At 70.4% G+C, this 22,127-nt stretch carries 23 protein-coding genes and 1 pseudogene; 10 read left to right on the forward strand and 14 right to left on the reverse strand.

Annotated features, from left to right (window positions below; genetic code table 11):
- Positions 1–120: 120 nt before the first annotated feature.
- The 8 genes from FM051_RS16060 to ruvC all read right to left on the reverse strand — a co-directional run bounded on the left by FM051_RS16060 (position 121) and on the right by ruvC (position 9,017).
- Positions 121–2,421 carry a RelA/SpoT family protein gene (locus FM051_RS16060; protein ID WP_158843755.1) on the reverse strand — a complete coding sequence of 767 codons (2,301 nt, stop codon included), beginning with the start codon at positions 2,419–2,421 and terminating at the stop codon, positions 121–123.
- Positions 2,422–2,608: 187 nt separating this feature from the next.
- On the reverse strand, positions 2,609–3,127 hold the full coding sequence (locus tag FM051_RS16065) for an adenine phosphoribosyltransferase (RefSeq protein ID WP_162470720.1): 519 nt from the start codon (positions 3,125–3,127) through the stop codon (positions 2,609–2,611).
- Positions 3,124–4,305, reverse strand: a complete 1,182-nt coding sequence (gene secF / locus FM051_RS16070) for a protein translocase subunit SecF (protein ID WP_158843756.1) — start codon at positions 4,303–4,305, stop codon at positions 3,124–3,126. Before secF ends, FM051_RS16065 begins: the two co-directional genes overlap by 4 nt.
- A 1-nt stretch (position 4,306) precedes the next feature.
- Positions 4,307–6,163 (reverse strand): protein translocase subunit SecD, encoded by a 1,857-nt coding sequence (gene secD, locus FM051_RS16075; RefSeq protein ID WP_158843757.1) that lies wholly within the window; start codon positions 6,161–6,163, stop codon positions 4,307–4,309.
- Between the two features lie 140 nt (positions 6,164–6,303).
- The gene (yajC, locus tag FM051_RS16080; protein WP_202918857.1) at positions 6,304–6,663 is read right to left on the reverse strand and encodes a preprotein translocase subunit YajC; all 360 of its coding nucleotides are present in this window, start codon (positions 6,661–6,663) and stop codon (positions 6,304–6,306) included.
- A 97-nt stretch (positions 6,664–6,760) separates the two neighbouring features.
- Positions 6,761–7,828 (reverse strand): Holliday junction branch migration DNA helicase RuvB, encoded by a 1,068-nt coding sequence (gene ruvB / locus FM051_RS16085; protein WP_158843758.1) that lies wholly within the window; start codon positions 7,826–7,828, stop codon positions 6,761–6,763.
- A complete protein-coding gene (gene ruvA / locus FM051_RS16090; RefSeq protein WP_158843759.1) occupies positions 7,825–8,415 on the reverse strand; it encodes a Holliday junction branch migration protein RuvA in 591 nt (196 codons plus the stop codon). The genes ruvB and ruvA overlap by 4 nt, the downstream gene beginning before the upstream one ends.
- On the reverse strand, positions 8,412–9,017 hold the full coding sequence (gene ruvC, locus FM051_RS16095) for a crossover junction endodeoxyribonuclease RuvC (RefSeq protein WP_158843760.1): 606 nt from the start codon (positions 9,015–9,017) through the stop codon (positions 8,412–8,414). Before ruvC ends, ruvA begins: the two co-directional genes overlap by 4 nt.
- A gap of 206 nt (positions 9,018–9,223) precedes the next feature.
- Between ruvC and FM051_RS16100 the strand changes: the two genes are divergently transcribed.
- Entirely contained in the window at positions 9,224–10,747 is a 1,524-nt protein-coding gene (locus FM051_RS16100) for a GGDEF domain-containing protein (protein ID WP_158843761.1), read from the forward strand.
- Between the two features lie 47 nt (positions 10,748–10,794).
- Complete coding sequence (locus FM051_RS16105; RefSeq protein WP_158843762.1) at positions 10,795–11,241, forward strand: cupin domain-containing protein; 447 nt, start codon at positions 10,795–10,797, stop codon at positions 11,239–11,241.
- On the opposite strand, the gene FM051_RS16110 is transcribed toward FM051_RS16105, so the two are convergent.
- Positions 11,242–11,745: a DinB family protein gene (locus FM051_RS16110; protein WP_158843763.1), complete on the reverse strand. Its 504-nt coding sequence runs from the start codon at positions 11,743–11,745 to the stop codon at positions 11,242–11,244.
- A 126-nt stretch (positions 11,746–11,871) separates the two neighbouring features.
- Here FM051_RS16110 and FM051_RS16115 point away from each other — a divergent pair, with 126 nt between their 5' ends.
- The 3 genes and pseudogenes from FM051_RS16115 to FM051_RS16125 all read left to right on the forward strand — a co-directional run bounded on the left by FM051_RS16115 (position 11,872) and on the right by FM051_RS16125 (position 13,278).
- A complete protein-coding gene (locus tag FM051_RS16115) occupies positions 11,872–12,933 on the forward strand; it encodes an ATP-dependent DNA ligase (protein WP_202918858.1) in 1,062 nt (353 codons plus the stop codon).
- Between the two features lie 37 nt (positions 12,934–12,970).
- Positions 12,971–13,078: pseudogene (locus tag FM051_RS53685) on the forward strand (HTH domain-containing protein); the annotation flags it as partial.
- Positions 13,030–13,278, forward strand: a complete 249-nt coding sequence (locus FM051_RS16125; RefSeq protein WP_158843764.1) for a hypothetical protein — start codon at positions 13,030–13,032, stop codon at positions 13,276–13,278. The pseudogene FM051_RS53685 and the gene FM051_RS16125, both read left to right, overlap by 49 nt.
- Before the next feature lie 10 nt (positions 13,279–13,288).
- Here the strand turns inward: FM051_RS16125 and FM051_RS16130 are convergent, their stop codons facing one another.
- The 5 genes from FM051_RS16130 to FM051_RS16150 form a co-directional block, all read right to left on the reverse strand.
- On the reverse strand, positions 13,289–13,522 hold the full coding sequence (locus FM051_RS16130) for a hypothetical protein (RefSeq protein WP_158843765.1): 234 nt from the start codon (positions 13,520–13,522) through the stop codon (positions 13,289–13,291).
- 110 nt (positions 13,523–13,632) lie between these two features.
- Entirely contained in the window at positions 13,633–14,244 is a 612-nt protein-coding gene (locus FM051_RS16135) for a uracil-DNA glycosylase (RefSeq protein ID WP_158843766.1), read from the reverse strand.
- A gap of 64 nt (positions 14,245–14,308) precedes the next feature.
- Positions 14,309–15,061 carry a DUF427 domain-containing protein gene (locus FM051_RS16140; RefSeq protein WP_158843767.1) on the reverse strand — a complete coding sequence of 251 codons (753 nt, stop codon included), beginning with the start codon at positions 15,059–15,061 and terminating at the stop codon, positions 14,309–14,311.
- A 95-nt stretch (positions 15,062–15,156) separates the two neighbouring features.
- The gene (locus FM051_RS16145) at positions 15,157–16,050 is read right to left on the reverse strand and encodes a LysR family transcriptional regulator (protein ID WP_202918859.1); all 894 of its coding nucleotides are present in this window, start codon (positions 16,048–16,050) and stop codon (positions 15,157–15,159) included.
- 19 nt (positions 16,051–16,069) lie between these two features.
- On the reverse strand, positions 16,070–17,218 hold the full coding sequence (locus FM051_RS16150; protein WP_158843768.1) for a DUF418 domain-containing protein: 1,149 nt from the start codon (positions 17,216–17,218) through the stop codon (positions 16,070–16,072).
- Between the two features lie 258 nt (positions 17,219–17,476).
- Between FM051_RS16150 and urtA the strand changes: the two genes are divergently transcribed.
- Genes urtA through urtE form a run of 5 tightly spaced genes read left to right on the forward strand, consistent with a single transcriptional unit; the run spans position 17,477 to position 22,120 of the window.
- Positions 17,477–18,709, forward strand: coding sequence for an urea ABC transporter substrate-binding protein (gene urtA, locus FM051_RS16155; protein WP_158843769.1), 1,233 nt, complete (start codon positions 17,477–17,479; stop codon positions 18,707–18,709).
- Positions 18,710–18,721: 12 nt separating this feature from the next.
- Positions 18,722–19,597: an urea ABC transporter permease subunit UrtB gene (gene urtB, locus FM051_RS16160; RefSeq protein WP_158843770.1), complete on the forward strand. Its 876-nt coding sequence runs from the start codon at positions 18,722–18,724 to the stop codon at positions 19,595–19,597.
- On the forward strand, positions 19,594–20,652 hold the full coding sequence (gene urtC, locus FM051_RS16165; protein ID WP_158843771.1) for an urea ABC transporter permease subunit UrtC: 1,059 nt from the start codon (positions 19,594–19,596) through the stop codon (positions 20,650–20,652). Before urtB ends, urtC begins: the two co-directional genes overlap by 4 nt.
- The gene (gene urtD, locus FM051_RS16170; protein ID WP_158843772.1) at positions 20,649–21,425 is read left to right on the forward strand and encodes an urea ABC transporter ATP-binding protein UrtD; all 777 of its coding nucleotides are present in this window, start codon (positions 20,649–20,651) and stop codon (positions 21,423–21,425) included. The genes urtC and urtD overlap by 4 nt, the downstream gene beginning before the upstream one ends.
- Complete coding sequence (gene urtE / locus FM051_RS16175; RefSeq protein WP_158843773.1) at positions 21,425–22,120, forward strand: urea ABC transporter ATP-binding subunit UrtE; 696 nt, start codon at positions 21,425–21,427, stop codon at positions 22,118–22,120. The genes urtD and urtE overlap by 1 nt, the downstream gene beginning before the upstream one ends.
- The last annotated feature ends 7 nt before the right edge of the window (positions 22,121–22,127 follow it).

Consider the following 22,127-nt stretch of genomic DNA (forward strand, 5'->3'; position numbering starts at 1 on the left):
GGAGAGGAGTGCCGGGCCCCTGCGTCTTCCCCGTCGGCCCGTGAGGACGACATGCCGGATGGTGGCACCAGCCCCTGACGTTTCGCTGACGCGCCCACGCCAGGGGGACCCCGCCGCTAGCTACGAAGCCGACGTCACCCGGTACACGTCGTACACGCCCTCAACGCTGCGCACCGCCTTCAGCACGTGACCGAGGTGCTTCGGGTCGCCCATCTCGAACGAGAACCGGCTCACCGCGACCCGGTCCCGCGACGTCGTCACCGACGCCGACAGGATGTTGACCTTCTCGTCGGCCAGCACCTTCGTCACGTCCGACAGCAGCCGGTGCCGGTCCAGGGCCTCCACCTGGATCGCCACCAGGAACACCGAGGAGGACGACGGCGCCCACTCGACGTCCAGCAGCCGCTCGGGCGTCTTCAGCAGCTCGTCCGCGTTGGTGCAGTCGGTCCGGTGCACGGACACACCGCCACCACGCGTCACGAAGCCGAGGATGTCGTCACCGGGCACCGGCGTGCAGCACCGCGCCAGCTTGACCCACACGTCGGCCGCGTCCTTGACGATGACACCGGCGTCACCGGTGACCCGCCGCCTGGCCACGGTGGACGGCGTGGACCGCTCGGCCAGCTCCTCCTCGGCGTGCTCGACACCGCCGAGCTGCGCGACCAGCCGCTGCACCACGTGCCGGGCGGAGGTGTGGCCCTCCCCCACGGCCGCGTACAGCGCCGACACGTCGGGGTAGTGCAGTTCCTTCGACAGCGCACCCATCGAATCGGCCGACACCAGCCGCTGCAGCGGAAGACCGACCCGCCGCACCTCCTTGGCGATGGCGTCCTTGCCGACCTCGATGGCCTCTTCCTTGCGCTCCTTCGCGAACCACTGCTTGATCTTCGCCTTGGCCCTCGGCGACGCCGCGAAGGTCAGCCAGTCACGGGACGGGCCCGCGCCTTCCGCCTTCGACGTGAAGATCTCGATGACCTCGCCGTTCTCGAGCTTGCGCTCCAGAGCGACGAGCCGCCCGTTCACCCGGGCGCCGATGCACCGGTGACCCACCTCGGTGTGCACGGCGTACGCGAAGTCGACCGGCGTGGACCCGGTCGGCAACGTCACCACGTCACCCTTGGGCGTGAAGACGAAGATCTCCCGCGCCGCCAGGTCGAACCGCAGCGACTCCAGGAACTCGCCGGGGTCGGCGGCCTCCCGCTGCCAGTCCAGCAGCTGCCGCATCCAGGCCATCTCGTCGACCTCGACGCCCTTGCCGCTGTGCGTGCCGCGCGTCTCCTTGTACCGCCAGTGCGCCGCGATGCCGTACTCGGCGGTCCGGTGCATGTCGTAGGTCCGGATCTGCACTTCCAGCGGCTTGCCGTCCGGCCCGATGACCGTCGTGTGCAACGACTGGTACACCCCGAACCGGGGCTGCGCGATGTAGTCCTTGAACCGGCCCGGCATGGGCTGCCACAGCGCGTGCACGACACCCATGGCCGCGTAGCAGTCGCGGACCTCGTCCACCTGGATCCGCACGCCCACCAGGTCGTGGATGTCGTCGAAGTCCCGGCCGCGGACGATCATCTTCTGGTGGATCGAGTAGTAGTGCTTGGGCCGTCCCTCGACCTTGGCCGTGATCCGGGCCGCCTCCAACTGCTGCCCCAGCTCCGTGATCACCCCGCCGAGGTACGTGTCGCGGGACGGCGCCCGGTTGGCCACCAGCCGCACGATCTCGTCGTACTTCTTCGGCTGGAGGATCGCGAACGCCAGGTCCTCCAGCTCCCACTTCACCGTCGCCATGCCCAGGCGGTGCGCGAGGGGCGCGAGGACTTCCAGCGTCTCGCGCGCCTTGCGGGCCTGCTTCTCCGGCGGCAGGAACCGCATGGTCCGCATGTTGTGCAGCCGGTCGGCGAGCTTGATGACCAGCACCCGGGGGTCCTTGGCCATCGCGATGACCATCTTGCGGATGGTCTCGGCCTCGGCCGCCGCACCGAGCTTGACCTTGTCGAGCTTGGTCACGCCGTCGACCAGCAGCGCGACCTCGTTGCCGAAGTCGACCCGCAGCTGGTCCAGCGAGTAGTCGGTGTCCTCGACCGTGTCGTGCAGCAGGGCCGCGACCAGCGTGGTCGTGTCCATGCCCAGCTCGGCGAGGATCGTCGCCACCGCGAGCGGGTGCGTGATGTACGGGTCGCCGGACTTGCGCCGCTGCGGCCGGTGCTTCTCCTCCGCCACGTCGTAGGCGTGCTGGAGCAGCGCCAGGTCGGCCTTGGGGTGCAGGTCGCGGTGCACCGCGGCCAGCGGTTCGAGCACCTGCTTGACCGGCGCCGCACGCTGGGCGGTGATCCGACGTGCCAGCCGCGCGCGCACGCGCCTCGTCGCCGACGGAGGCCGTGCGGGCACGGGCTGCGACGTCTGCGCGGGTTCGGTGTCCTGGCTCAACCACGCTCCTCGGGTCTAGGAACCGAGGATAACTCCGTTGCGCGGTCGACCTCGCCGACTAGCCGATGAGCGGTGCGGTTCACACGACGAGCAGCACCCGCCGTTCAGCCCGACCGGTCGGGCGGTACCGCGTTCCACCAGCCTGAACGCCCGCCGGACACCACTGCGCGCGTGCGAGCGGCCCAGGTCAGACCGTGAGCAGGGCGTGCACCTCGCGGCCGACCAGGCGCTCACGCCCGCCGAGCCCGGGGATCTCCAGCACGACCGAGACGCCCGTCACCACGCCGCCCGCCCGTTCGACCAGCTCGCACGCCGCCGCGGCGGTGCCGCCGGTCGCCAGCACGTCATCCACCACCACGACCCGCTGACCAGGGGTGATGGAGTCGGCGGGCAGTTCGAGCGTGGCCGTCCCGTACTCCAGGTCGTACGACACCCGGTGCGCCACCGCGGGCAGCTTGCCCGGCTTGCGCAGCGGCACGACGCCGTAGCGCCAGCCGTAGCCGAGCGCGGCGCCCAGCAGGAACCCGCGCGATTCGATCGCGGCGACCACCTGCGTGTCCGGGTGGATCTTGTCCTGAAGCGCGTCGACGACGGCCCGCAACGCGTCCGGGTCGGCGAGGACCGGCGTGAGGTCCCGGAAGACGACCCCCGGCAGGGGGAAGTCCGGGACCTCACGCAGCAGCCCTAGGGCGCGGTCCAGCTTCAACGGTGCTTCTTGCCGGTCGGGCGGCGCCGCGCGTCGCCTGCCTTGCCGGTCCGCGCGGGCACGCCCGCCGCGGCCGCCATGGCCTTCTCCTTGCGGACCTCGGCCTGCACCGACTCGTCGTCGGTCGACTCGACGATGTCGCCGCCGCTGACGGCCTCGCCGCCTGCCTTGCGGGCCAGGTTGTCCCGACGGGCCTGCACCCGCGCGGCCTGCGCCTTGTAGCGGGCGTCGCGCATCTTCAGGTCCACCGCGACCGGGGTCGCGATGAAGATCGACGACAGCGCGCCGATGGCGATACCGGTGAGCTGCACCAGCGCCAGGTCCTTCAGCGTGCCGACGCCGAGCAGACCCACACCGATCGCCAGCAGGCCCAGCACCGGCAGCAACGCGATCAGCGAGGTGTTGATCGAGCGCATCAGGGTCTGGTTCACCGCCAGGTTCGCCGCCTCGCCGTAGGTGCGGCGGGTGAGGCCGAGCAGGCCGCGGGTGTTCTCCCGGACCTTGTCGAACACCACCACCGTGTCGTACAGCGAGAAGCCGAGGATGGTGAGCAGACCGATGACCGTGGCGGGCGAGACCTCGAAACCGACGAGCGAGTAGATGCCGGCCGTGATCAGCACGTCGTGCACCACCGCGACCAGTGCCGCGATCGCCATCGACAACTCGAAGTACAGCGCCAGGAAGATCGCCACCGCGACGAAGAACACGAGGAGCGCGATCAGCGCCTTGCCGGTGATCTCACCGCCCCAGGAGGCGGACACCGCGCTGTCGCTGATGGCCTGCGTGCCGCCGTTGGGCTTCAGGTCGTCGTTGAGCGCGGTCTTGAGCTTCAGCACCTGGTCGGCGTTCAGCGTCTCGGACCGGATCTGGATGGTCGCCGACGCGCCGGAGCCCACGGTCTGCGTCGCGGTCGGCTCCTTGCCGATGGCCTTCTCGAAGGTGTCCTTGGCCGCTTCGACGCTGATCGTGCCGGACGCGCTCGATGCGGGCAGCTGGACGCGCGTGCCGCCGGTGAAGTCGATCCCGAGGTTGAAGCCCCGGAACACGATCGACGCGATGCAGATCAGCAGGATCAGGCCGAACAGCACGTACCAGCGCTTGCGCTTGCCGACGATGTCGAACGCGCCGTTGCCGACGTAGAGCCGCGTGAAAACGTTGGCCTTCTTAGTCTCGGCCACGTCAGACCTCCTTCACAGCGGTGCTCTTCGCACCCGACAGCGCGCGGTCGTTGACGGCGGCCTGGACGGCGCCGCCGAGACCGGACAGCTTCGGGTTGGACAGGAACTTCGACTTGGACGCCATGGAGACCAACGGGTGCGTGACCAGGAAGACCACGACCAGGTCGAGCACGGTCGACATGCCGAGGGTGAACGCGAAGCCCTTCACCTGGCCGACGGCGATCACGTACAGGATCGCCGAGGCGAGGAAGCTGACCGCGTCCGCCGAGAGGATCGTGCGGCGCGAGCGGACCCAGGCGCGCGGCACCGCGGACCGGAACGACCGGCCCTCGCGCACTTCGTCCTTCAACCGTTCGAAGAACACCACGAACGAGTCCGCGGTGATACCGATCGACACGATGAAACCGGCGATGCCGGCCAGGTCGAGGGTGAATCCGATCAAGCGGCCGAGCAGCACCAGCACCGCGTAGACCACCACGCCGGACAGCGCCAGCGACAGGATCGTCAGCACGCCGAGCAGGCGGTAGTAGAACAGGCAGTAGACGAACACCAGCGCCAGGCCGATGCCGCCGGCGATGAGGCCCGCCTTGAGCGAGGCCAGGCCGAGCGTCGCGGACACCGTCTCGGCCTCGGAGGCCTCGAACGACAGCGGCAGCGAGCCGTACTTGAGCACGTTGGCCAGGCCGTTGGCCTCGGCCTGGGTGAACCGGCCGCTGATCTGGGTGCTACCGCCGAGGATGGCCTCGTTGATGTTCGGCGCGGACACCACCTGGCTGTCCAGCACGACCGCGACCTGCTGCTGCACGTTGGCGGAGGTGAACTTGCCCCACTTCTCGCCGCCTTCGGCCTTGAACGTCAGGTTGACGATGAAGCCGGCGCCCTGCGGGTCCGTGCCGGCCACCGCGTCGTCGATGTCCTCACCGGTCAGCCGGGAGTACAGGGTGTAGTCGTCTTCCTTCACGCTGCCGTCGGCGGGCGGGGTGACGGGCGCCAGGACGTACTTCTCGGTGCGGTCCTGGTCGCAGGTCAGCAGCGGCAGCGCCGGGTCGTCGTTGCCGAGCAGCGGGTCGACGGTCGGGCAGGTGAACGCGCCGAGCGCCTGGGACACGGTCTGCGCGTCCAGCGTGGTCAGCTGCGGGTCCTGCCGACAGGTCTTGGCCTCTTCGATGGCCCTGGTCGGGTCGTCGGAGTACTGGCCCTGGAACACCGCGCGGCAGTCGACCTGCGGCTCCGCGGGCGGCGCGGACGGGTCCGTCGCGGGCGGCGGGGTGGTCTCGGCCGGCGGCGGGGTCGTGGTGTCCTGCTGCCCCTCGAACGCCGGGGCCGGGCGGCCCTGGGCGGTCGTGGTCGGCACGGCCGAGCCCGCGGTGGTGCCGTCCTTCTCGGGGGTGCCGGATTCCGAGGCGGGCGGCGTGCCGGAACCCGTGGTGGGCGGCGCGCTCCCGGTGGTGGTCGGGGCCGGCTCCGGCTGCGCGTTCGGCACCGGGGAGCCGATGACCTTGCGGAAGTTCAGCTTCGCCGTCTGGCCGAGCCGCTTGGCGCCCTCGCTGTCCGAGCCGGGGACCGTGATCACCAGGTTGGTGCCGTCGCGGACGACCTCCGCGCCGGACACGCCCAGGCCGTTGACCCGCGTCTCGATGAGCGTGCGGGCCTGGTTGAGCGCTTCTTCGGTCGGCGTCTGCCCATCAGGAGCCCGGGCGGTCAGGGTGACGCGCGTGCCACCCTGGAGATCGATGCCGAGCTTGGGTGTCGCCTTGCCGTTCCCGGTGAAGAACACCAGGGAGTACAGCGCGACCACGATGAGGACAAATGCGCCCAGGTACTTCGCGGGGCGGATTTGCCCGGCCGGAGGTGCCACGGTCCGTCCGTCTCCTGATAGTTGACAAGGTCAGCGAGGGCGCAGCGTACCCCTGATGGTGTGAGCTGCGCGTCACTGCCTGGAGTCGGCACGTTGACAGTTGCCGGCTCCAGGCCGAGGGTCCTGCTGGTTACTTCCGGTTACTTCTTGCTCTCCTGCTGCACGGGCTCTGCGTCGACGGTCTCGTCCACGACGTCGTCCACGTCGTCCACGACCGCGTCGGTCTCGGTGTCCGCGACGACCTTCTCGCGGATGGCCTGGCGCAGCCACGTGGTGACCACACCGTCGGCGATCTCGAGGTCGATCGTGTTGTCGTCGTCGTTGACGTCGGCGACGGTCGCGTACAGCCCGGAGGTGGTCATGACCCGGTCACCCGGCTCCAGGGAGTTCAGCAGCGCCTGCTGTTCGGCCACGGCCCGCTTCTGCTTGCGGGCGCTGAGGAACAGCGGCACCGCGAGCAGCACGAGCAGCAGCGGGAACATCAAGGAGGACAGGTCCATCATTCTCCGATCAACCGGACGGGCAGACGCGATCAGCGCCCGGTACGTCCGAATTTCTGGGGTGCCACCGCCGATTGTGCCAGGTCAGTAATCCCGATCACTCGGCAGCGTCGTCGAACAGCGATCGAGTGGCCTCGCCCGGCGCCGTCGGGGGCGGTTGCAGGCCCAGGTGCAGCCATGCGGTGGCGGTGGCGACGCGACCACGGGGAGTGCGCGCCAGCATCCCGGCACGCACCAGGTACGGCTCGCAGACTTCCTCGACCGTCGTGGGTTCCTCACCCACCGCGACGGCCAGCGTGGACACCCCGACGGGTCCGCCGCCGAACGAACGGACCAACGCGTCCAGGACCGCGCGGTCCAGTCGGTCCAGGCCCAGTTCGTCCACGTCGTAGACCTTCAGGGCGTCCCGGGCGACCTCCAGGGTGACCGCGCCGTCCGCGCGCACCTCTGCGTAGTCCCGAACCCGCCGCAGCAGCCGGTTGGCGATGCGGGGCGTGCCACGGGAGCGGCCCGCGATCTCCCGGCCGCCGTCGTCGCGCAGGTCGACGCCCAGGATCTTGGCGGACCGGCGGACGATCAGCTCCAGCTCTTCGGGGCTGTAGAACTCCATGTGCCCGGTGAAGCCGAACCGGTCGCGCAGCGGGCCGGTGAGGGCGCCGGACCGGGTGGTGGCGCCGACCAGGGTGAACGGGGCGATGTCGAGCGGGATGCTGGTCGCGCCGGGCCCCTTGCCGACCACGACGTCGACCCGGAAGTCCTCCATCGCCAGGTACAGCATCTCCTCGGCCGGCCGGGCCATCCGGTGGATCTCGTCGATGAACAGCACGTCGCCCTCGACCAGGTTGGACAGCATCGCGGCCAGGTCGCCCGCGCGTTCCAGCGCGGGGCCGGAGGTGATGCGCAGCGACGCGCCCAACTCGGCCGCGATGATCATGGCGAGGCTGGTCTTGCCCAGGCCGGGCGGGCCGGACAGCAGCACGTGGTCCGGTGGCGCGCCGCGTTGCATCGCGCCCTGCAGGACGAGCTCGAGCTGTTCGCGGACCTTGGGCTGGCCGACGAACTCGTGCAGGTCCTTCGGGCGCAGCGTGGTCTCGACGTCCCGCTCGGTGGGGTCGGGCAGCGGGTTGAGGGTGTCGTCTTCTTCGGAGTGGTTCTCGAAGTTCATCGCTTGCGGCCCAGGGCGGCGAGGGAGCGGCGGAGGACTTCGGACGTGCCCAGCGTGCCGTCGGCGGCCAGCACGGCGTCCACGGCCTGCTCGGCCTGCTTCGCCGGGAAGCCCAGGCCCAGCAGCGCCTCGGCGACCTGGGTGCGGACCTGGCCGGTCTCGGCGGCGGCGCTCGGCGCGGTCTGCAGCCGGCCGACCTTGTCGCGCAGTTCGATGATCAGCCGTTCGGCGCCCTTGCGGCCGATGCCGGGCACCTGGGTGAGCACGGTGATGTTGCCTTCGGCGAGCGCGGCGCGCAGCTTGTCCGGCTCCAGCACGGCCAGCGTCGCCAACGCCAGCCGCGGCCCGATCCCGGACACGGTCTGCAACAGCCCGAACAGCTCGCGAGCCTCGGCGTCGGCGAAACCGAACAGGGTCAGCGAGTCCTCGCGGACCACCAGCGCCGTGGCCAGCTGCGTCTCCTCACCGCGCCGCAGCGTGGCCAGCGTGGCGGGGGTGGCCTGCACGGCGAAGCCGACGCCGCCGACCTCGACGACGACGTGGTCGAGCCCGATGGACAGCACCTGCCCGCGCAGCGACGAGATCACTGGCCCTCACCTCCGGTCTTCGCGGCCGTCGACGGCGCCGCCATCCGGGCGCCTGCCTGCGCCAGTCTCGCGCGGTGCGTCTTGGCCATCTCAGCCGCCCTGGCCTGCGCCTCCTCCAGGCGTGACCGCATGGGCGCGCGCCACAGGTGGCAGATGGCCAGCGCGAGCGCGTCGGCGGCGTCGGCGGGCTTGGGCGCGGTCTTGAGGCCGAGGAGTTTGGTGACCATGGCGGTGACCTGCGCCTTGTCGGCCCGGCCGGAGCCGGTGACGGCGGCCTTGACCTCGCTGGGCGTGTGGAACACGACCGGCAGGCCCCGGCGCGCGGCCGACAGCGCCACCACGCCGCCCGCCTGCGCGGTGCCCATGGCGGTGCGCACGTTGTGCTGGCTGAACACCCGCTCGATGGCCACGACCTGCGGTTCGTACCGGTCCAGCCACTGCTCGACGGCGTCGGACAGCCGGAGCAGCCGCACGGCCAGGTCCACGTCGGCGGGTGTGCGCACCACGTCCACGGCGATCGGCCGCACGGTGCGGCCGGGACCGCCGTCGACCACCCCGAACCCGCACCGGGTCAGGCCGGGGTCGACTCCGAACACGCGCACGCTGGTCCTCTCAACCGCTCAACCGCCGACGAACACCAGTTCGAACCTTAAAGGGTGGACCGGAGTCGTACCCGTCATGACACGCACACGACAAAGACATGCGCTCGGTGACGAACGGAGACCCCGCGATCGACACAGCGTCACGAGGTCACTACAGTGCCTGAGTCAACTGATCGACTCCAGTCGCGGCGTAAAAGCGGGGTGCCATGACCCTGAGGCGGTTCGGCATCGTCACCGTCGCCGTCTGCGCTGTGGTCGTCGGCATCGTCTGCGTCGTCGTCTCCGGAGTGCTCGACCGGCCCACGTCGGTGGCGATCGACAAGTTCACCCAACTCCTCGCCTCGACCGCCGCGATGGTGTCCTACTGGCGGGCCGCGCGGCGTCGTCAAGGCGTGGCGCGGCGCTGGCGGCTGTGGATGGCCGCGGCGATGGCGAGCCTGGTCGTCGGGTTGTCCGCGTGGATCTGGGGCCAGGTGTTCCTCGGGGTGTCGCTGCCCTCGTCGACGTTGGCGCCGCTGGGTTTCATGCTCGTGCCCGCGCTCACGCTGTGCGCGGTCCTGGTGTTGGCGACCGGCGGGTCGGGCAAGCTGCCGGGGCACCGCAGCAGGCTCGTGGTCGCTTTAGACGGGCTGATCGTGGTCGGCTCGCTGTTCGTGCTCACGTGGGTGTCGCTGCTGGAGTCGATGGTTCGCGCGTGGGCCACCTCGGGGCCGGGTTTCGCGACCGTCGTGGCGCACCCGGCGGCGTACCTGGTGATGCTGGTCGTGCTGCTGGTGTCGTCGTGGACGCACCGGTCGGTGCGGCAGCTGCCGGTGCTGTTCATCGCGCTGGCGGGCCTCGCGCAGTCGTCGTCCGGCTGGGTGTTCGCGTTCCTGGTGAGCAAGGGCGCGACCGCCATCCCGACGGCCGCCGACATCGGGTTCATGGTGTGCCCGGCGCTGTTCTTCCTCAGCTCGATCGCGCCCGGCGGCGGTGCGCGGGAGCGGGTGGGTTCGGCCCGGCTGCGCGCGGGTGAGCTGCTGCACCTGCTGGTGCCGTACCTGCCGCTGATGGTCACCGGCATATTCATCGTGGTCGGCACGGCCACCGGCGTGCGGCTGAACGCGCTGGAGATCTACGTCGGGCTGGGCGTGGTGCTGCTGGTGATCATCCGGCAGCTGCTGACGCTGATCGACAACGTGCGGCTGCTGGAGCAGCTGCGGGACAGCCGGGAACGGCTGCGGCACCAGGCCTACCACGACCCGTTGACCGGGGTGGCGAACCGGGCGCTGTTCCGGGAACGGCTGGACGCGGCCCTGGCCGGGACGTCACCGGTGGTGGTGCTGTTCATCGACGTGGACGGGTTCAAGGACGTCAACGACAACTTCGGGCACGCCGAGGGCGACGCGGTGCTGCGGATCGTGGCGGCGCGGTTGCAGGCGTGCGTGCGGCCGCAGGACGTGGTGGCCCGGCTGGGCGGCGACGAGTTCGGCGTGCTGGTCGACGGCTACCCGCAGGCGCCGGAGGAGATCGGGCGGCGGGTGCTGGAGACGATGAGCGAACCGCACCGGACGGCGAGCGGCTCGCACGAGATCCGGGCGTCGATCGGGATCTCGCACCGGGAGGCGTTCGACCCGTCGTTGACCGCCGACGACCTGCTGGGCACGGCGGACGCGGCGATGTACACGGCCAAGCGGCTGGGCAAGGGGATGGTCGTGGTGCACGGATCTGTGGAAGCGGAGCTGTCTTGAACGGGACTTGGCTGTGAACGGGACTTGGCTGTGAACGGGACTTGGCTGTGAACGCGGACGAGGCCATCGCGGCGCTGGGGCTGGCGGAGCTGCCGGTGGAGGGCGGGTGGTTCGGGCAGTCGTGGCGGTCGCCCGAGGTGTCCGCGATCTACTACCTGCTGCGCGAAGGCGAGTTCTCCGGGGTGCACAAGCTCGACCACGTGGAGATCTACGCCCACCACTGCGGCGCGCCGTTGCGGATGCTGCTGCTCCACCCGGACGGCACGGTGACCACGCCCGTGCTGGGTCCGGATCTCGCCGCCGGGCAGCGGCCGCAGGTCGTGGTGCCCGCCGGGGTGTGGCAGGCGAGCGAGCCGGACGGCGAGTGGTCGCTGGTCGGCACGGTGGTGGTGCCGCCCTACACCGATGACGTGGTCACCTTCGGTGCGGCCGACACCCTCGCCCCGCTCTACCCCTCGCACGCCGACGCGATCCGGCGGCTCTGCCGGCTGTGATCAGCCCATGGTCTTCTGACCGTCGATGGTCTCGCGGATGATGTCGGCGTGGCCGGAGTGCTGGGCGGTCTCGGCGATCAGGTGCAGCACGACCTTGCGGATGCTCCAGGAGGCGCCGGCCTCGAACCAGGGCGCCACGGGCAGCGGGTGGGACGTGTCCAGGTCCAGCTCCCCCAGCAGCCGTTCGGTCTTCGCGGCGGTCTCCTCGTAGTCCTTGAGAAGGCCGTCCAGGGTCTCGTCCTCCAGCATGCGGAAGCCGTTCACCCAGTCCGCCTGGACGCTCTCCATCAACTCGGTGCCGCCGACCGCGAAGCGCATCCAGCTCTCCTCCACCGTGCGGACGTGCTTGATGAGACCGCCCAGGGACAACTGGCTCGCGGTCGGCGTGAGCCGCGCCTGCTCGTCGGTCAGGCCGCGCACCGTGAAGCGGAGGAAGTCACGGGTCCTGGCCAGGACCGACAGCAGGTCGGTGAGCTCGGTCGAGGCGATCGCGGTGGTGGTCATGGTGTTTCCGCCGTTCGTTCGGGTCTTCGTTTCGGTGTTGAGCTCACGCTATGACGTATTGCGGACAACTTCGGTCCTCGATCGGAGCTGCAGTGAAAAACGGTTCTTCGACCTAGGCTCGGCGGCGTGGACCTCCCCGTGATGCCACCCGTGCGGCCGATGCTCGCCAAGGCCGTCTACTCGGTGCCGCGCGAGCCGGGGCTCGTCTACGAGCCGAAGTGGGACGGGTTCCGGTGCGTGGTGTTCCGCGACGGCGCCGAACTGGAGCTCGGTTCCCGCAACGACCGGCCGTTGACCAGGTACTTCCCCGAAGTGGTCGAGGTGCTGCTGGCCGGGCTGCCGCCCCGGTGCGTGGTGGACGGGGAGATCGTCATCGTCACGCCCGAGGGGTTGAGCTTCGACCTGTTGCAGCTGCGGCTGCACCCGGCCGCCTCACGGGTGCGCAAGCTGGCCGTGGACACGCCGGCCGGGTTCGTCGCCTTCGACCTGCTCGCGCTGGACGACCGGGATCTGACCGCGACGCCGTTCGGTGAACGCCGCCGGCTGCTGGAAGGCGTGCTGCGCGACGTGCCGGGGCTGTACCTGACGCCCGCGACGGACGACCCGGACCGGGCGCAGGACTGGTTCACCCGGTTCGAGGGCGCCGGGTTCGACGGGGTGGTGGCCAAGCGCACCGACCTGCCGTACGAGCAGGACAAGCGGGTCATGTGGAAGGTCAAGCACGAGCGCACGGCCGACTGCGTGGTGGCCGGGTTCCGGCCGCACAAGGACGGCGAGGGCGTCGGTTCGCTGATGCTCGGCCTGTTCGACGACGCGGGCGTGCTGCGCCACGTGGGCGTGGCCAGCAGTTTCACCGCCGCGCGCCGCCGTGAGCTGGCGGACGAGCTGGCGCCGTACCGGGTGGACGCGCTGGTCGACCACCCGTGGGCGGAGTGGGCCGGGATCGACGCGGCGACGCCGGGCGCGCAGAGCCGGTGGAGTCCGACCAAGACGTTGTCCTGGGAGCCGGTGCGGCCGGAGCTGGTCGCCGAGGTGCGGTACGAGCACCTGCAGGCGCGACGGTTCCGGCACACGAGCAGGCTGGTCCGGTTCCGACCGGACCGCACGCCCGAGTCGTGCACGTACGCGCAACTGGAAGAGGCCGCGCCGGCGGAGCTGATGGAGGTCTTCGGGCAGCGGGGCGAGTAGGTCAGGAACTGTCCTGGTCGTCGGGCATGCTGGTCCGGTGACGGACACCGCCGGCCGGCTGCTCGCCCTGCTGTCCCTGCTGCAGACGCCACGCGAGTGGCCGGGCAGCGAGTTGGCGCGGCGGCTGGAGGTCAGCCCGCGCACGAGGTGCGTGCCCGGCTCGGTGCGACCGAGGTCGAGGTGGTCGACGAGCGGACGTGCCGGCTGCGCCTCACCGACACGGTGGAGTACCTGGCGTTCCACCTCGTGCAGCTGGGGTGCGAGTTCGAGGTGCACGAGCCGCGCGAGGTGCTGGAACACCTGCGCGAGGTGCACGGCCGGATCGGGCGCGCGATCGACGGCTGAACGCCGGGGCTCATGCGGCGACGGGGTCGTGCGCGGCGTCCAGCACGGCCCGGCCGTCGGCGGTCAGGCGGGCCGGGCCCGGCCGGGACGCGATCAGGCCCGCGCGGGCCAGCCGGGGGCCGATGAACTGGTCGCAGCAGCAGATCCCGTCGACCAGCAACGTGCCGGCGGCGTACACGCAGCGGCCCGCCGCGACGGCGCGCAGCACGGCGCGGTCCCTGGGGGTGATGGTGGTGGTGTCCATGGCGGTCTCCCTCCGTGCGTCGGGTGTCTCTACCCGTACGACGAAGCGGACCGCCCGGATTCGACATGTCCCCGAGGAAAACCGGGTGTACCGATCCCGACTCCGCGGACTCAGCCCTCCAGCACCTTGGCGGCCTGCCGGAAGGCGTCCACGAGCTGCGGCCACCGTCCCGCCCGGTCGCGGTTGATGGACAGCGGTGACGGGTGCGGCGCGTTGAACACCTTCAGCTTGTGGCCGCGGCCGGACAGCGTCCAGCCGGTGCCCGCGGGCCTGCCCAGCACGACGACCGCCTTGAGCTCGGTCAGCATCCGCAGCAGCTCCACCAGGTACGGCACCGCGGAACGCAGCTCGGCGGGCGTCGGCTCGCGGTTCGACAGGTACCAGGGCACCACGTTCCAGCTCAGGCACACCCGCCGGGACAGCCCGGCCTCGGTCACCGCGGCGAACGCGTTGGCGGCCGTCGGGTCGTCGTTGTCCAGGGAGTTGAGGCCGGAGCCGGACTTCGCCGACGCCGACCCCGGTGACTCCAACAGGAGCAGCACCTTCGACCCGATGCCGCCGCTGGCCGGGTCGAACAGCGGCACGTCGGCCTTGCGCTCGGTGGCGATGCGTTGCGCGAACTCCGTCAACTTGGCCATGTGGGGCGCTTTGAGCAGCGCCTTCTTCCGTGCGACGACCACGGGGTTGCGGTGGGCCCTCGGCGTGGAGGGGAAGACGTCCATGGTTGGCAAGCGTTCCCGGACGGCCGGCAACCGACCATCCGCCGTCCGGGCGGCACCTGTGATCTCACCCGAAGACGCTACGGGGCCGTTCCTCCAGGACGCCGTCGACGTACGTGTCGACCTTCTCGTTGTAGAACGCGACCAGGCCCGCGACCTGCCTGCTCTCCGGCAGCGGTGTGCGGTAGCCCCAGACGACGTTCTCGTGCACGTCCTCGCCGACCACGACCGACCAGTACTCGGCGGTGCCCTTGTAGGGGCAGCTGGTGCGCAGGTCGGTGGGTCGGAGCAGGTCCATCCGGACGTCGGTCATCGGCAGGTAGTAGCGGGCCGGGAGGCCGGTCTCGAACAGGATCACCGGGCGGTGCGAGTCCGCCACCTCGACGCCGCCGACCTCCACCCGGATGTGCCTGCTGCTGGGCAGGGCGTCGACCCTGGTGTACGGGTCGCGCGGGTGGACGTAGACCGGCTCGTCCTCCTCGAACCACTCGTCCATCGCGTCCCAGTCCAGCCGGACCAGGTCGCGCAGCGGTTCGAGCGGCGAGTCCGGGAACCGCAGTGCGGCACCCGGTGCGGTGGCGTTGGCGGTCTTCACGTCGTGCGCGTGACCGTCGCCCCGACTCGGTGACCGCTTCACGTCACCGGTGGGCACCAGGGTCGCCCTGACGTCCTCCACCGGGAAGTAGTACGTGGGGTAGTACGGCTTCTCCCACACCAACGCCGGCCGCGTCGTGTCGACGACCAGCTCACCCGCCAGGTAGGCCCGAACCCGCTTGGCCCCGATCTCCACCCGCACCCGTCCGCGTTCCGCAGCGCTCATGATCCCGACGCTACGCCGCGTCCGGCCGTCCGCGCAGCCACCGGAGCAGCGGACGACCGCACGCTCCTGGAGTGTCGGCGCTCGGTGGGCGGTGCTCACGACGCCGACCGGATCGCGGCCTCCACGAACGCCCGCACCACCGGGCTGGTGGTCTCCGGCACCCACGCCACCGCGATCCGCAACGGCTCGATGTCGGCGATCGGCCGCCACGCCAACTCGGGGTGGGCGTAGTACACCGCCATCGACTCCGGGCCGATGCACACCGCCGCACCGGTCGCGACGTGCTCCAGCATCTCCTCGACGTTGTCGTTCTCCGGACCCCACACGGGTTCCGAGCCGTCCGGCCTCGGGTTGACCGCCCACCAGTCGACCCACTCCTTCGGCGCCTTCCGGGTCCACATCAGCGGTTCGTCGCGCAGGTCCGCGATGCCGACCGACGGGCGTGCCGTCAACGGGTGGTCGCGGGACAGGGCGACGTACCGCGGCTCGGTCGCCACCACCCGGGAGCGCAGCCCGCTGATGTCCGCGGGCAACCAGACGAACGCCACGTCGACCAGCCCCTGCCGCAGCGCGTCCGGCTCACCGCCCCAGTCGAACCGCTTGGGCTCGATCCTCACCTCGGGCCGCTGCTCGCTGAACGCCGCCCGCGCCCGCCGCGCCACGCTGCCACCGCCCGAGGCGACGAACCCGACCCGCAGCACGTTCGCCTCGGCCGCCGCCGCCGAACGGACCAGCCGGACCGTCTCCAGCCAGTCGTCCAGCACCTTCCGCGCCAGCGGCAGCATCTCGCCGCCCGCGCCGGTCAGCCGGATCTCCCGGCCGGTCCGCACGAACAGCTCCGCGCCCAGGTCCTCCTCCAACTGCCTGATCTGCCTGCTCAGCGCGGGCTGGGAGACGTACAGGTCGCGGGCCGCCCTGGTGAAGCTCAACCGGTCGGCCACGGCCACGAAGTAGCGCAACACCCTCGTGTCCACGTCGAGAGGACTCATGCCCGAAGCGTATGGGCACCTAGAGCACGGCCGCCGGGCGTCGTCGTTGTGGCGCCCGGTACGCCTTGTCCCACAGCGTTTCCACCGGGCCGCGCGGGAACCGCCGCATCCACCACGACGCGCCCAGCACCAACAGCGCCGAGATCACCAGCCACGTGCCGACGGCGAACACCGCCCCGAGGTGGCCGAAGCGTTGCGCCAGACCGAGGCCCCACTGGTAGCACAGCACGGACGCGATCACGTTCTGCGCGATGTAGCAGCTCAACGCCGACCGGCCGACCGCCGTGACGCCCCCGCGCACCAGCCCCGGCTCCGGGCGCATCCGGTTCACCAGCGCGGTGATGCCGCCCAGCAGGCCGAACGCCACCAGCGGCGCACACAGGTAGCGGTCGACGGCGAACCAGTCCGGGCCGGCGACCGTGGTGAGCACGTTGAGCGGCACACCGACACCGAGCCCCCACACCACCAGCCGACGCTGGATCCGCGCCCCGCGGTCGGAGTCCTCCAGCGCACCGGCCTTGTACAGGCGGGCGCCGGCCAGGAACAGCACGGTGCTCAGCGGCAGCACGAGGAACCCCTCGGCGCGGAACGCCCCGAAGTACTCGATGCGGTCCTGCACCCCGCTCCACCAGCTGTCCGTGGCGAGGGCGAGCGCCGGGTCCCCGACCGTCGACCCGCCGGTCAGCAGCGCGACGGTGATCAGGCCGACGACCGCCAGGTTCACCGCACCCATCGCGATCATCCAGCCGCTCTGGACCCGTGAGCCGCACCCCACCAGGAAGGCGACCAACACCGACACGATCGCGTAGAACATCAGCACGTCGAACTCGAAGATCAGCACGTAGTGCAGCAGTCCTTCGAAGAGCAGCAGTGCCGAGCGCCACAGGTACCAGCCTGGCCACCGCTGCCCGCGCCGCACCGCGGAGTCGTGCTGGATCGCCAGACCGATGCCGAACATGATCGACAGCAGCCCGAGGAACTTGCCGTTCGTGAGCATTTGCAGCAGTGAGTCGACGGTGTCGCCCACGTCCGCCCCGAAGTCGGAGCCGAAGTCCAGCAGGAAGCCCATCGCCCCCTGCGGGTGTGTGAAAATCCAGATGTTCGAGCCGAGCGTGCCCAGGATGGCCACCCCGCGCAACACGTCCAACGCCGTGATGCGTCCGCCCATGTCCCCCTCCAAGATTCGCTTGCGGGACCGAAGGTAGGGCGACGGCAGGCCGTCGATCGTCGGCCGAAGGTGCGCGGTGATGTCGCACTTTCGGAGGATGGCGGCGGCCATTCGTATGAGGGGGTGAACGCGGGCCGTGAGCACGGAAGGTCACGACTGGATACCGTGCGGATTTGGCCACACGAACGTAACCTGACGCGCCCGGCCTGCAACTTCCGGTTCATACCTTCGCGGTTCCACTGCCGAAAGGAGCCGCCGGTGCGTCCTGGAACCCTCTCGCCCAGAACCCTCAAGCGCGGTCTGATCGCCCTCCTGCTCCCCGCCCTCCTCGCGACGGCCTGCGTCGACGAACCCGGCGCCGGCGCGGGAGCCTCCGGCGACGACATCAAGGTCGGCATCCTGCACTCGTTGAGCGGCACCATGGCCATCAGCGAGGTCACCGTCCGCGACGCGGAACTGCTGGCCATCGAGGAGATCAACGCCAAGGGCGGTGTGCTGGGCAAGAAGCTGGTCCCGGTCACCGAGGACGGCGCGTCCGACTGGCCGACGTTCGCCGAGAAGGCGCAGAAGCTGATCTCGCAGGACAAGGTGGCGACGGTGTTCGGCGGCTGGACGTCCGCCAGCCGCAAGGCGATGCTCCCGGTGTTCGAGCGCAACAAGGCGCTGCTGTGGTACCCGGTGCAGTACGAGGGCCTGGAGAGCTCGCCGTACATCTTCTACACCGGCGCGACGACCAACCAGCAGATCGTGCCCGCGCTGGACTACCTGGCCGCGCAGGGCAAGAAGAAGATGTTCCTGGTGGGCAGCGACTACGTGTTCCCGCGCACCGCCAACAAGATCATCAAGGCGTACGCCGCCGCCAAGGGCATCGAGGTCCTGGGCGAGGAGTACACGCCGCTCGGCCACACCGAGTACAGCACCCTGGTCAACAAGATCGCCGACGCCAAGCCGGACGCGGTGTTCAACACCCTCAACGGCGACAGCAACGTGGCGTTCTTCAAGCAGCTGCGCGGTTCCGGCATCACGCCCCAGACCACGCCCGTGGTGTCGGTGAGCGTGGCCGAGGAAGAGGTCAAGGGCATCGGGCCGGAGAACGTGGCCGGGCACCTGGTGGCATGGAACTACTACCAGACCACCACGACGCCCGCGAACGACGCGTTCGTCAAGGCGTTCAAGGCGAAGTACGGCGCGGACAAGGTGACGTCCGACCCGATGGAGGCCGGCTACAACGCCGTCTACCTGTGGGCCGCGGCCGTGGCCAAGGCGGGCACCGTCGAGGTCGAGGCGGTGAAGAAGGCCGCGGGCGGCATCTCGATCGAGGCGCCCGAGGGCACCACCACCATCGACGGCGAGAACCAGCACGTGGCCAAGACCGCGCGCATCGGCCTGGTCCAGGCCGACGGCCAGATCAAGGAGGTGTGGTCCTCCCCCGGCCCGATCAAGCCGGACCCGTACCTCAAGAGCTACGACTGGGCCAGCGGCTTGAGCTGAGAGGACTGACACATGGGGGCATTGGCCAACCAGCTGCCCATCGGGCTGAGCATCGCCGCGGTGCTCCTGCTCATCGCGCTCGGCCTGACGTTCACGTTCGGCCAGATGGGCGTGATCAACATGGCGCACGGCGAGTTCATCATGGCGGGCGCCTACACCGCGTACCTGTTGCAGGGATTCACGAGCCAGTCGTTCCTCATCGCACTGCCGGTCGCGTTCGTCGTGGCGGGGTTGATGGGGCTGCTGCTGGAGTGGTCGCTGATCAGGCGGTTCTACGGGCGGCCGTTGGACACGCTGTTGTTGACCTGGGGCGTGAGCCTGGTGCTGCAACAGTTGGCGCGTGACATCTTCGGCGCGCCGAACGTCCAGGTGACCGCGCCTGGTTGGCTGGTGGGCGGCGTCGACGTGCTCGGCGTCCGCCTCCCCTACAACCGGATGTTCATCGTCGTGCTGGCCGTGCTGTGCGTGGTCGGGGTGTGGGTGTACCTGACCAGGCTGCCCGCCGGCCGTCGGATGCGGGCGGTGGTGCAGAACCGGGAGTTGGCCGGGTACAGCGGTATCGCCACCGGCCGGGTGGACCGGTTCACGTTCCTGCTGGGCTCGGGGCTGGCCGGGGTGGCGGGCGTCGCGTTGACGCTCGTCGGCCCGGTCGGCCCGAGCCTGGGCACCTTCTACATCGTGGACGCGTTCCTGGTCGTGGTCGCGGGCGGGCTGGGCCAGTTGCGCGGCGCGGTGCTGGCGGCGCTCGCGCTCGGGTTCCTCAACGGCTACCTGGAGTTCTGGACCGACGCGAGCCTGGCGAAGGTGCTGGTGTTCGTGGTGATCATCGCGTTCCTCCAGGTCCGGCCGCAGGGCATGTTCGTGCTGAAGGGGAGGACGTTGGTATGACGTTGGGTCGCATCTCCCTGGTCGTGTGCATAGTGCTGCTGGCGTTGGCGCCGTTGACGCTCTCGCCGTTCCGCCTCGGGTTGCTGGCGAAGTACGTGTGCTTCGCGATCGTCGCGGTCGGCATCGCGTTGGCCTGGGGCCAGGGCGGGATGCTGACGCTCGGCCAGGGCGTGTTCTTCGGCCTCGGCGGCTACGCGATGGCCATGTACCTGAAGCTGAAGGAGGCCGGGTCGGCCGGGTTGCCGGACTTCATGGTGTGGAGCGGGGTCGAGGAGCTGCCCGCGCTGTGGAAACCGTTCGGCAACCCGGTGTTCGCGTTGGCGGCGGTGGTGTTGCTGCCCGGTCTGGTGGCGTTCCTGTTGGGGCTGCTGGTGTTCCGGCAACGGGTGCGCGGCGCGTACTTCGCGATCCTGTCCCAGGCGTTGGCGGCGGCGTTCGTGATCCTGCTGGTGGGCCAGCAGGGGCTGACCGGCGGCACGAACGGGATGACGAACTTCAGCCAGTTCTTCGGCCTGGACCTGACCGACCCGAACGGGCAGCGCGCCGTGTACGCGATCGCGGCCGTGGTGCTCGGCGTGACGTTCCTGGTGGCGAAGCTGCTGGTGCGCAGCCGGTTCGGCCGGCTGCTGGTGGCGGTGCGGGACGGCGAGGACCGGGTGCGGTTCCTCGGCTACGACCCGGCCGTGGTCAAGACGATCACGTTCACCATCTCGGCGGTGATGGCGGGCCTGGCCGGCGCGTTGTTCGTGCCCATCGTCGGCATCATCTCCCCCGCGCTGCTCGGCATCGTGCCGTCGCTGGAGCTGCTGGTGGGCGTCGCGGTCGGCGGGCGGTTCGTGCTGGCGGGCGCGATCGCCGGCGCGATCGCGGTCAACTACGCCAAGACCCTGTTCAGCGAGGACTTCGCCGAGGGCTGGCTGTACCTGCAGGGCGGGCTGTTCGTGCTGGTGCTGGTGTTCGCGCCCAAGGGCCTGGCCGGGATCGTCGAGTCGGTGCGCTACCGGCTGTCGTCCCGCAAACGGGCTCCGTCGACTCCCGTGGAGGTGGCGGCATGACCGGGGCCGGATCGCCGACCCCGTCGGCGGCGCTGCTGGAGGTGCGCGGGCTGCGCGTGGTGTTCGACGGGTTCGCCGCGATCGACGGGTTGGACTTCACCGTCGAGGAAGGCGAGCTGCGGTTCCTGATCGGGCCCAACGGCGCGGGCAAGACGACGCTGATCGACGTGGTGACCGGGCTGACCAAGCCCGCGTCGGGCAGCGTCCGGTTCGGCGGCGAGGAGCTGGTCGGCAAGCGGGAGCACCACATCGTGCGGATGGGTGTCGGCCGCACGTTCCAGACCGCCACCGTGTTCGAGGAACTGACCGTGGTGGAGAACCTGGACCTGGCGGACAGCTTCCGGCTGCCGCTGCGGTCGTTGTTCCGCCGGCGGCGCGGCGTGTCCGACGCGGTGGCCTCGGCGTTGGAGGCGGCGGACCTGACCGCGTTGGCCGACCGGCCCGCCGGTGTTCTGTCGCACGGGCAGCGGCAGTGGCTGGAGATCGGCATGTTGCTGGTGCAGAAGCCGAAGCTGCTGCTGCTGGACGAGCCGGTGGCGGGCATGAGCCGGTCGGAACGTGAGCGCACGGGCGAACTGCTGCACCGGATCGCCTCGACGCACACCGTGGTCGTGGTGGAGCACGACATGGAGTTCCTGCGCAAGTACGCGCGGAAGGTCACCGTGCTGCACCAGGGTCACGTGCTGCGCGAGGGCTCGGTCGCCGAAGTGCAGGAGGACCCCGAGGTGCGCGAGGTGTACCTGGGTCGGGCCAAGGGGAAGGCGGTGACCTGATGCTGTCGGTGTCCGGAGTGGACGCCGCCTACGGGCGGGCGAGGGTGCTGTTCGGCGTGGGCCTGGAGGTGCCCGCCGGGTCGCTGGTGTGCGTGATGGGCCGCAACGGCGTCGGCAAGACGACGCTGCTGAAGACCGTCATGGGCACGCTCACGCCCACCGCGGGCCGGATCGCGTTGGACGGGCAGGACATCACGCGGATGCCGACGCACCAGCGGGTGCGGGCGGGCATGGCGTACGTGCCACAGGGTCACGTGTCGTTCCCGCAGCTGACCGTGTGGGAGAACCTGCAGGTGACGCTGGAGGCCACCGCGCACCGCGACGCGTCGGCGGTGGACGAGGCGCTGGACGTGTTCCCGGCGTTGAAGGAGTTCTTCAAGCGGCCCGCCGGGTTCCTGTCCGGCGGTCAGCGGCAGCAGCTGGCCATCGCGCGGGCGCTGATCACCCGGCCGCGGCTGCTGCTGCTGGACGAGCCGACCGAGGGCATCCAGCCGTCGGTGATCGACGAGATCGAGAACGCGATCGAGCGGCTGCACCGGGAGGCCGGGCTGACCGTGCTGCTGGTCGAGCAGTACCTGGACTTCGCGTTGCGGCTGGCGGACAGCTTCGTGGTGATGGACGCGGGCGAGGTCGTGCACGCGGGCGCCGTCGAGGAGCTGCACAACGAGGAGGTGCGGCGGATGCTCGCGGTCTGACCTGACG

Origin of the sequence: Saccharothrix deserti, from assembly GCF_009769385.1 — a bacterium.
Taxonomy (GTDB): Bacteria; Actinomycetota; Actinomycetes; order Mycobacteriales; family Pseudonocardiaceae; genus Actinosynnema; species Actinosynnema deserti.

Coding starts and splice junctions, on each gene's coding strand:
- FM051_RS16100 (WP_158843761.1), top strand. CDS start 9,224: ATGACCCTGAGGCGGTTCGGCATCGTCACCGTCGCCGTCTGCGCTGTG.
- urtE (WP_158843773.1), top strand. CDS start 21,425: ATGCTGTCGGTGTCCGGAGTGGACGCCGCCTACGGGCGGGCGAGGGTG.
- FM051_RS16110 (WP_158843763.1), bottom strand. CDS start 11,745: ATGACCACCACCGCGATCGCCTCGACCGAGCTCACCGACCTGCTGTCG.
- yajC (WP_202918857.1), bottom strand. CDS start 6,663: ATGGACCTGTCCTCCTTGATGTTCCCGCTGCTGCTCGTGCTGCTCGCG.
- FM051_RS16145 (WP_202918859.1), bottom strand. CDS start 16,050: ATGAGTCCTCTCGACGTGGACACGAGGGTGTTGCGCTACTTCGTGGCC.
- urtD (WP_158843772.1), top strand. CDS start 20,649: ATGACCGGGGCCGGATCGCCGACCCCGTCGGCGGCGCTGCTGGAGGTG.
- urtC (WP_158843771.1), top strand. CDS start 19,594: ATGACGTTGGGTCGCATCTCCCTGGTCGTGTGCATAGTGCTGCTGGCG.
- FM051_RS16140 (WP_158843767.1), bottom strand. CDS start 15,061: ATGAGCGCTGCGGAACGCGGACGGGTGCGGGTGGAGATCGGGGCCAAG.
- FM051_RS16130 (WP_158843765.1), bottom strand. CDS start 13,522: ATGGACACCACCACCATCACCCCCAGGGACCGCGCCGTGCTGCGCGCC.
- FM051_RS16150 (WP_158843768.1), bottom strand. CDS start 17,218: ATGGGCGGACGCATCACGGCGTTGGACGTGTTGCGCGGGGTGGCCATC.
- FM051_RS16135 (WP_158843766.1), bottom strand. CDS start 14,244: ATGGACGTCTTCCCCTCCACGCCGAGGGCCCACCGCAACCCCGTGGTC.
- urtB (WP_158843770.1), top strand. CDS start 18,722: ATGGGGGCATTGGCCAACCAGCTGCCCATCGGGCTGAGCATCGCCGCG.
- ruvB (WP_158843758.1), bottom strand. CDS start 7,828: ATGAACTTCGAGAACCACTCCGAAGAAGACGACACCCTCAACCCGCTG.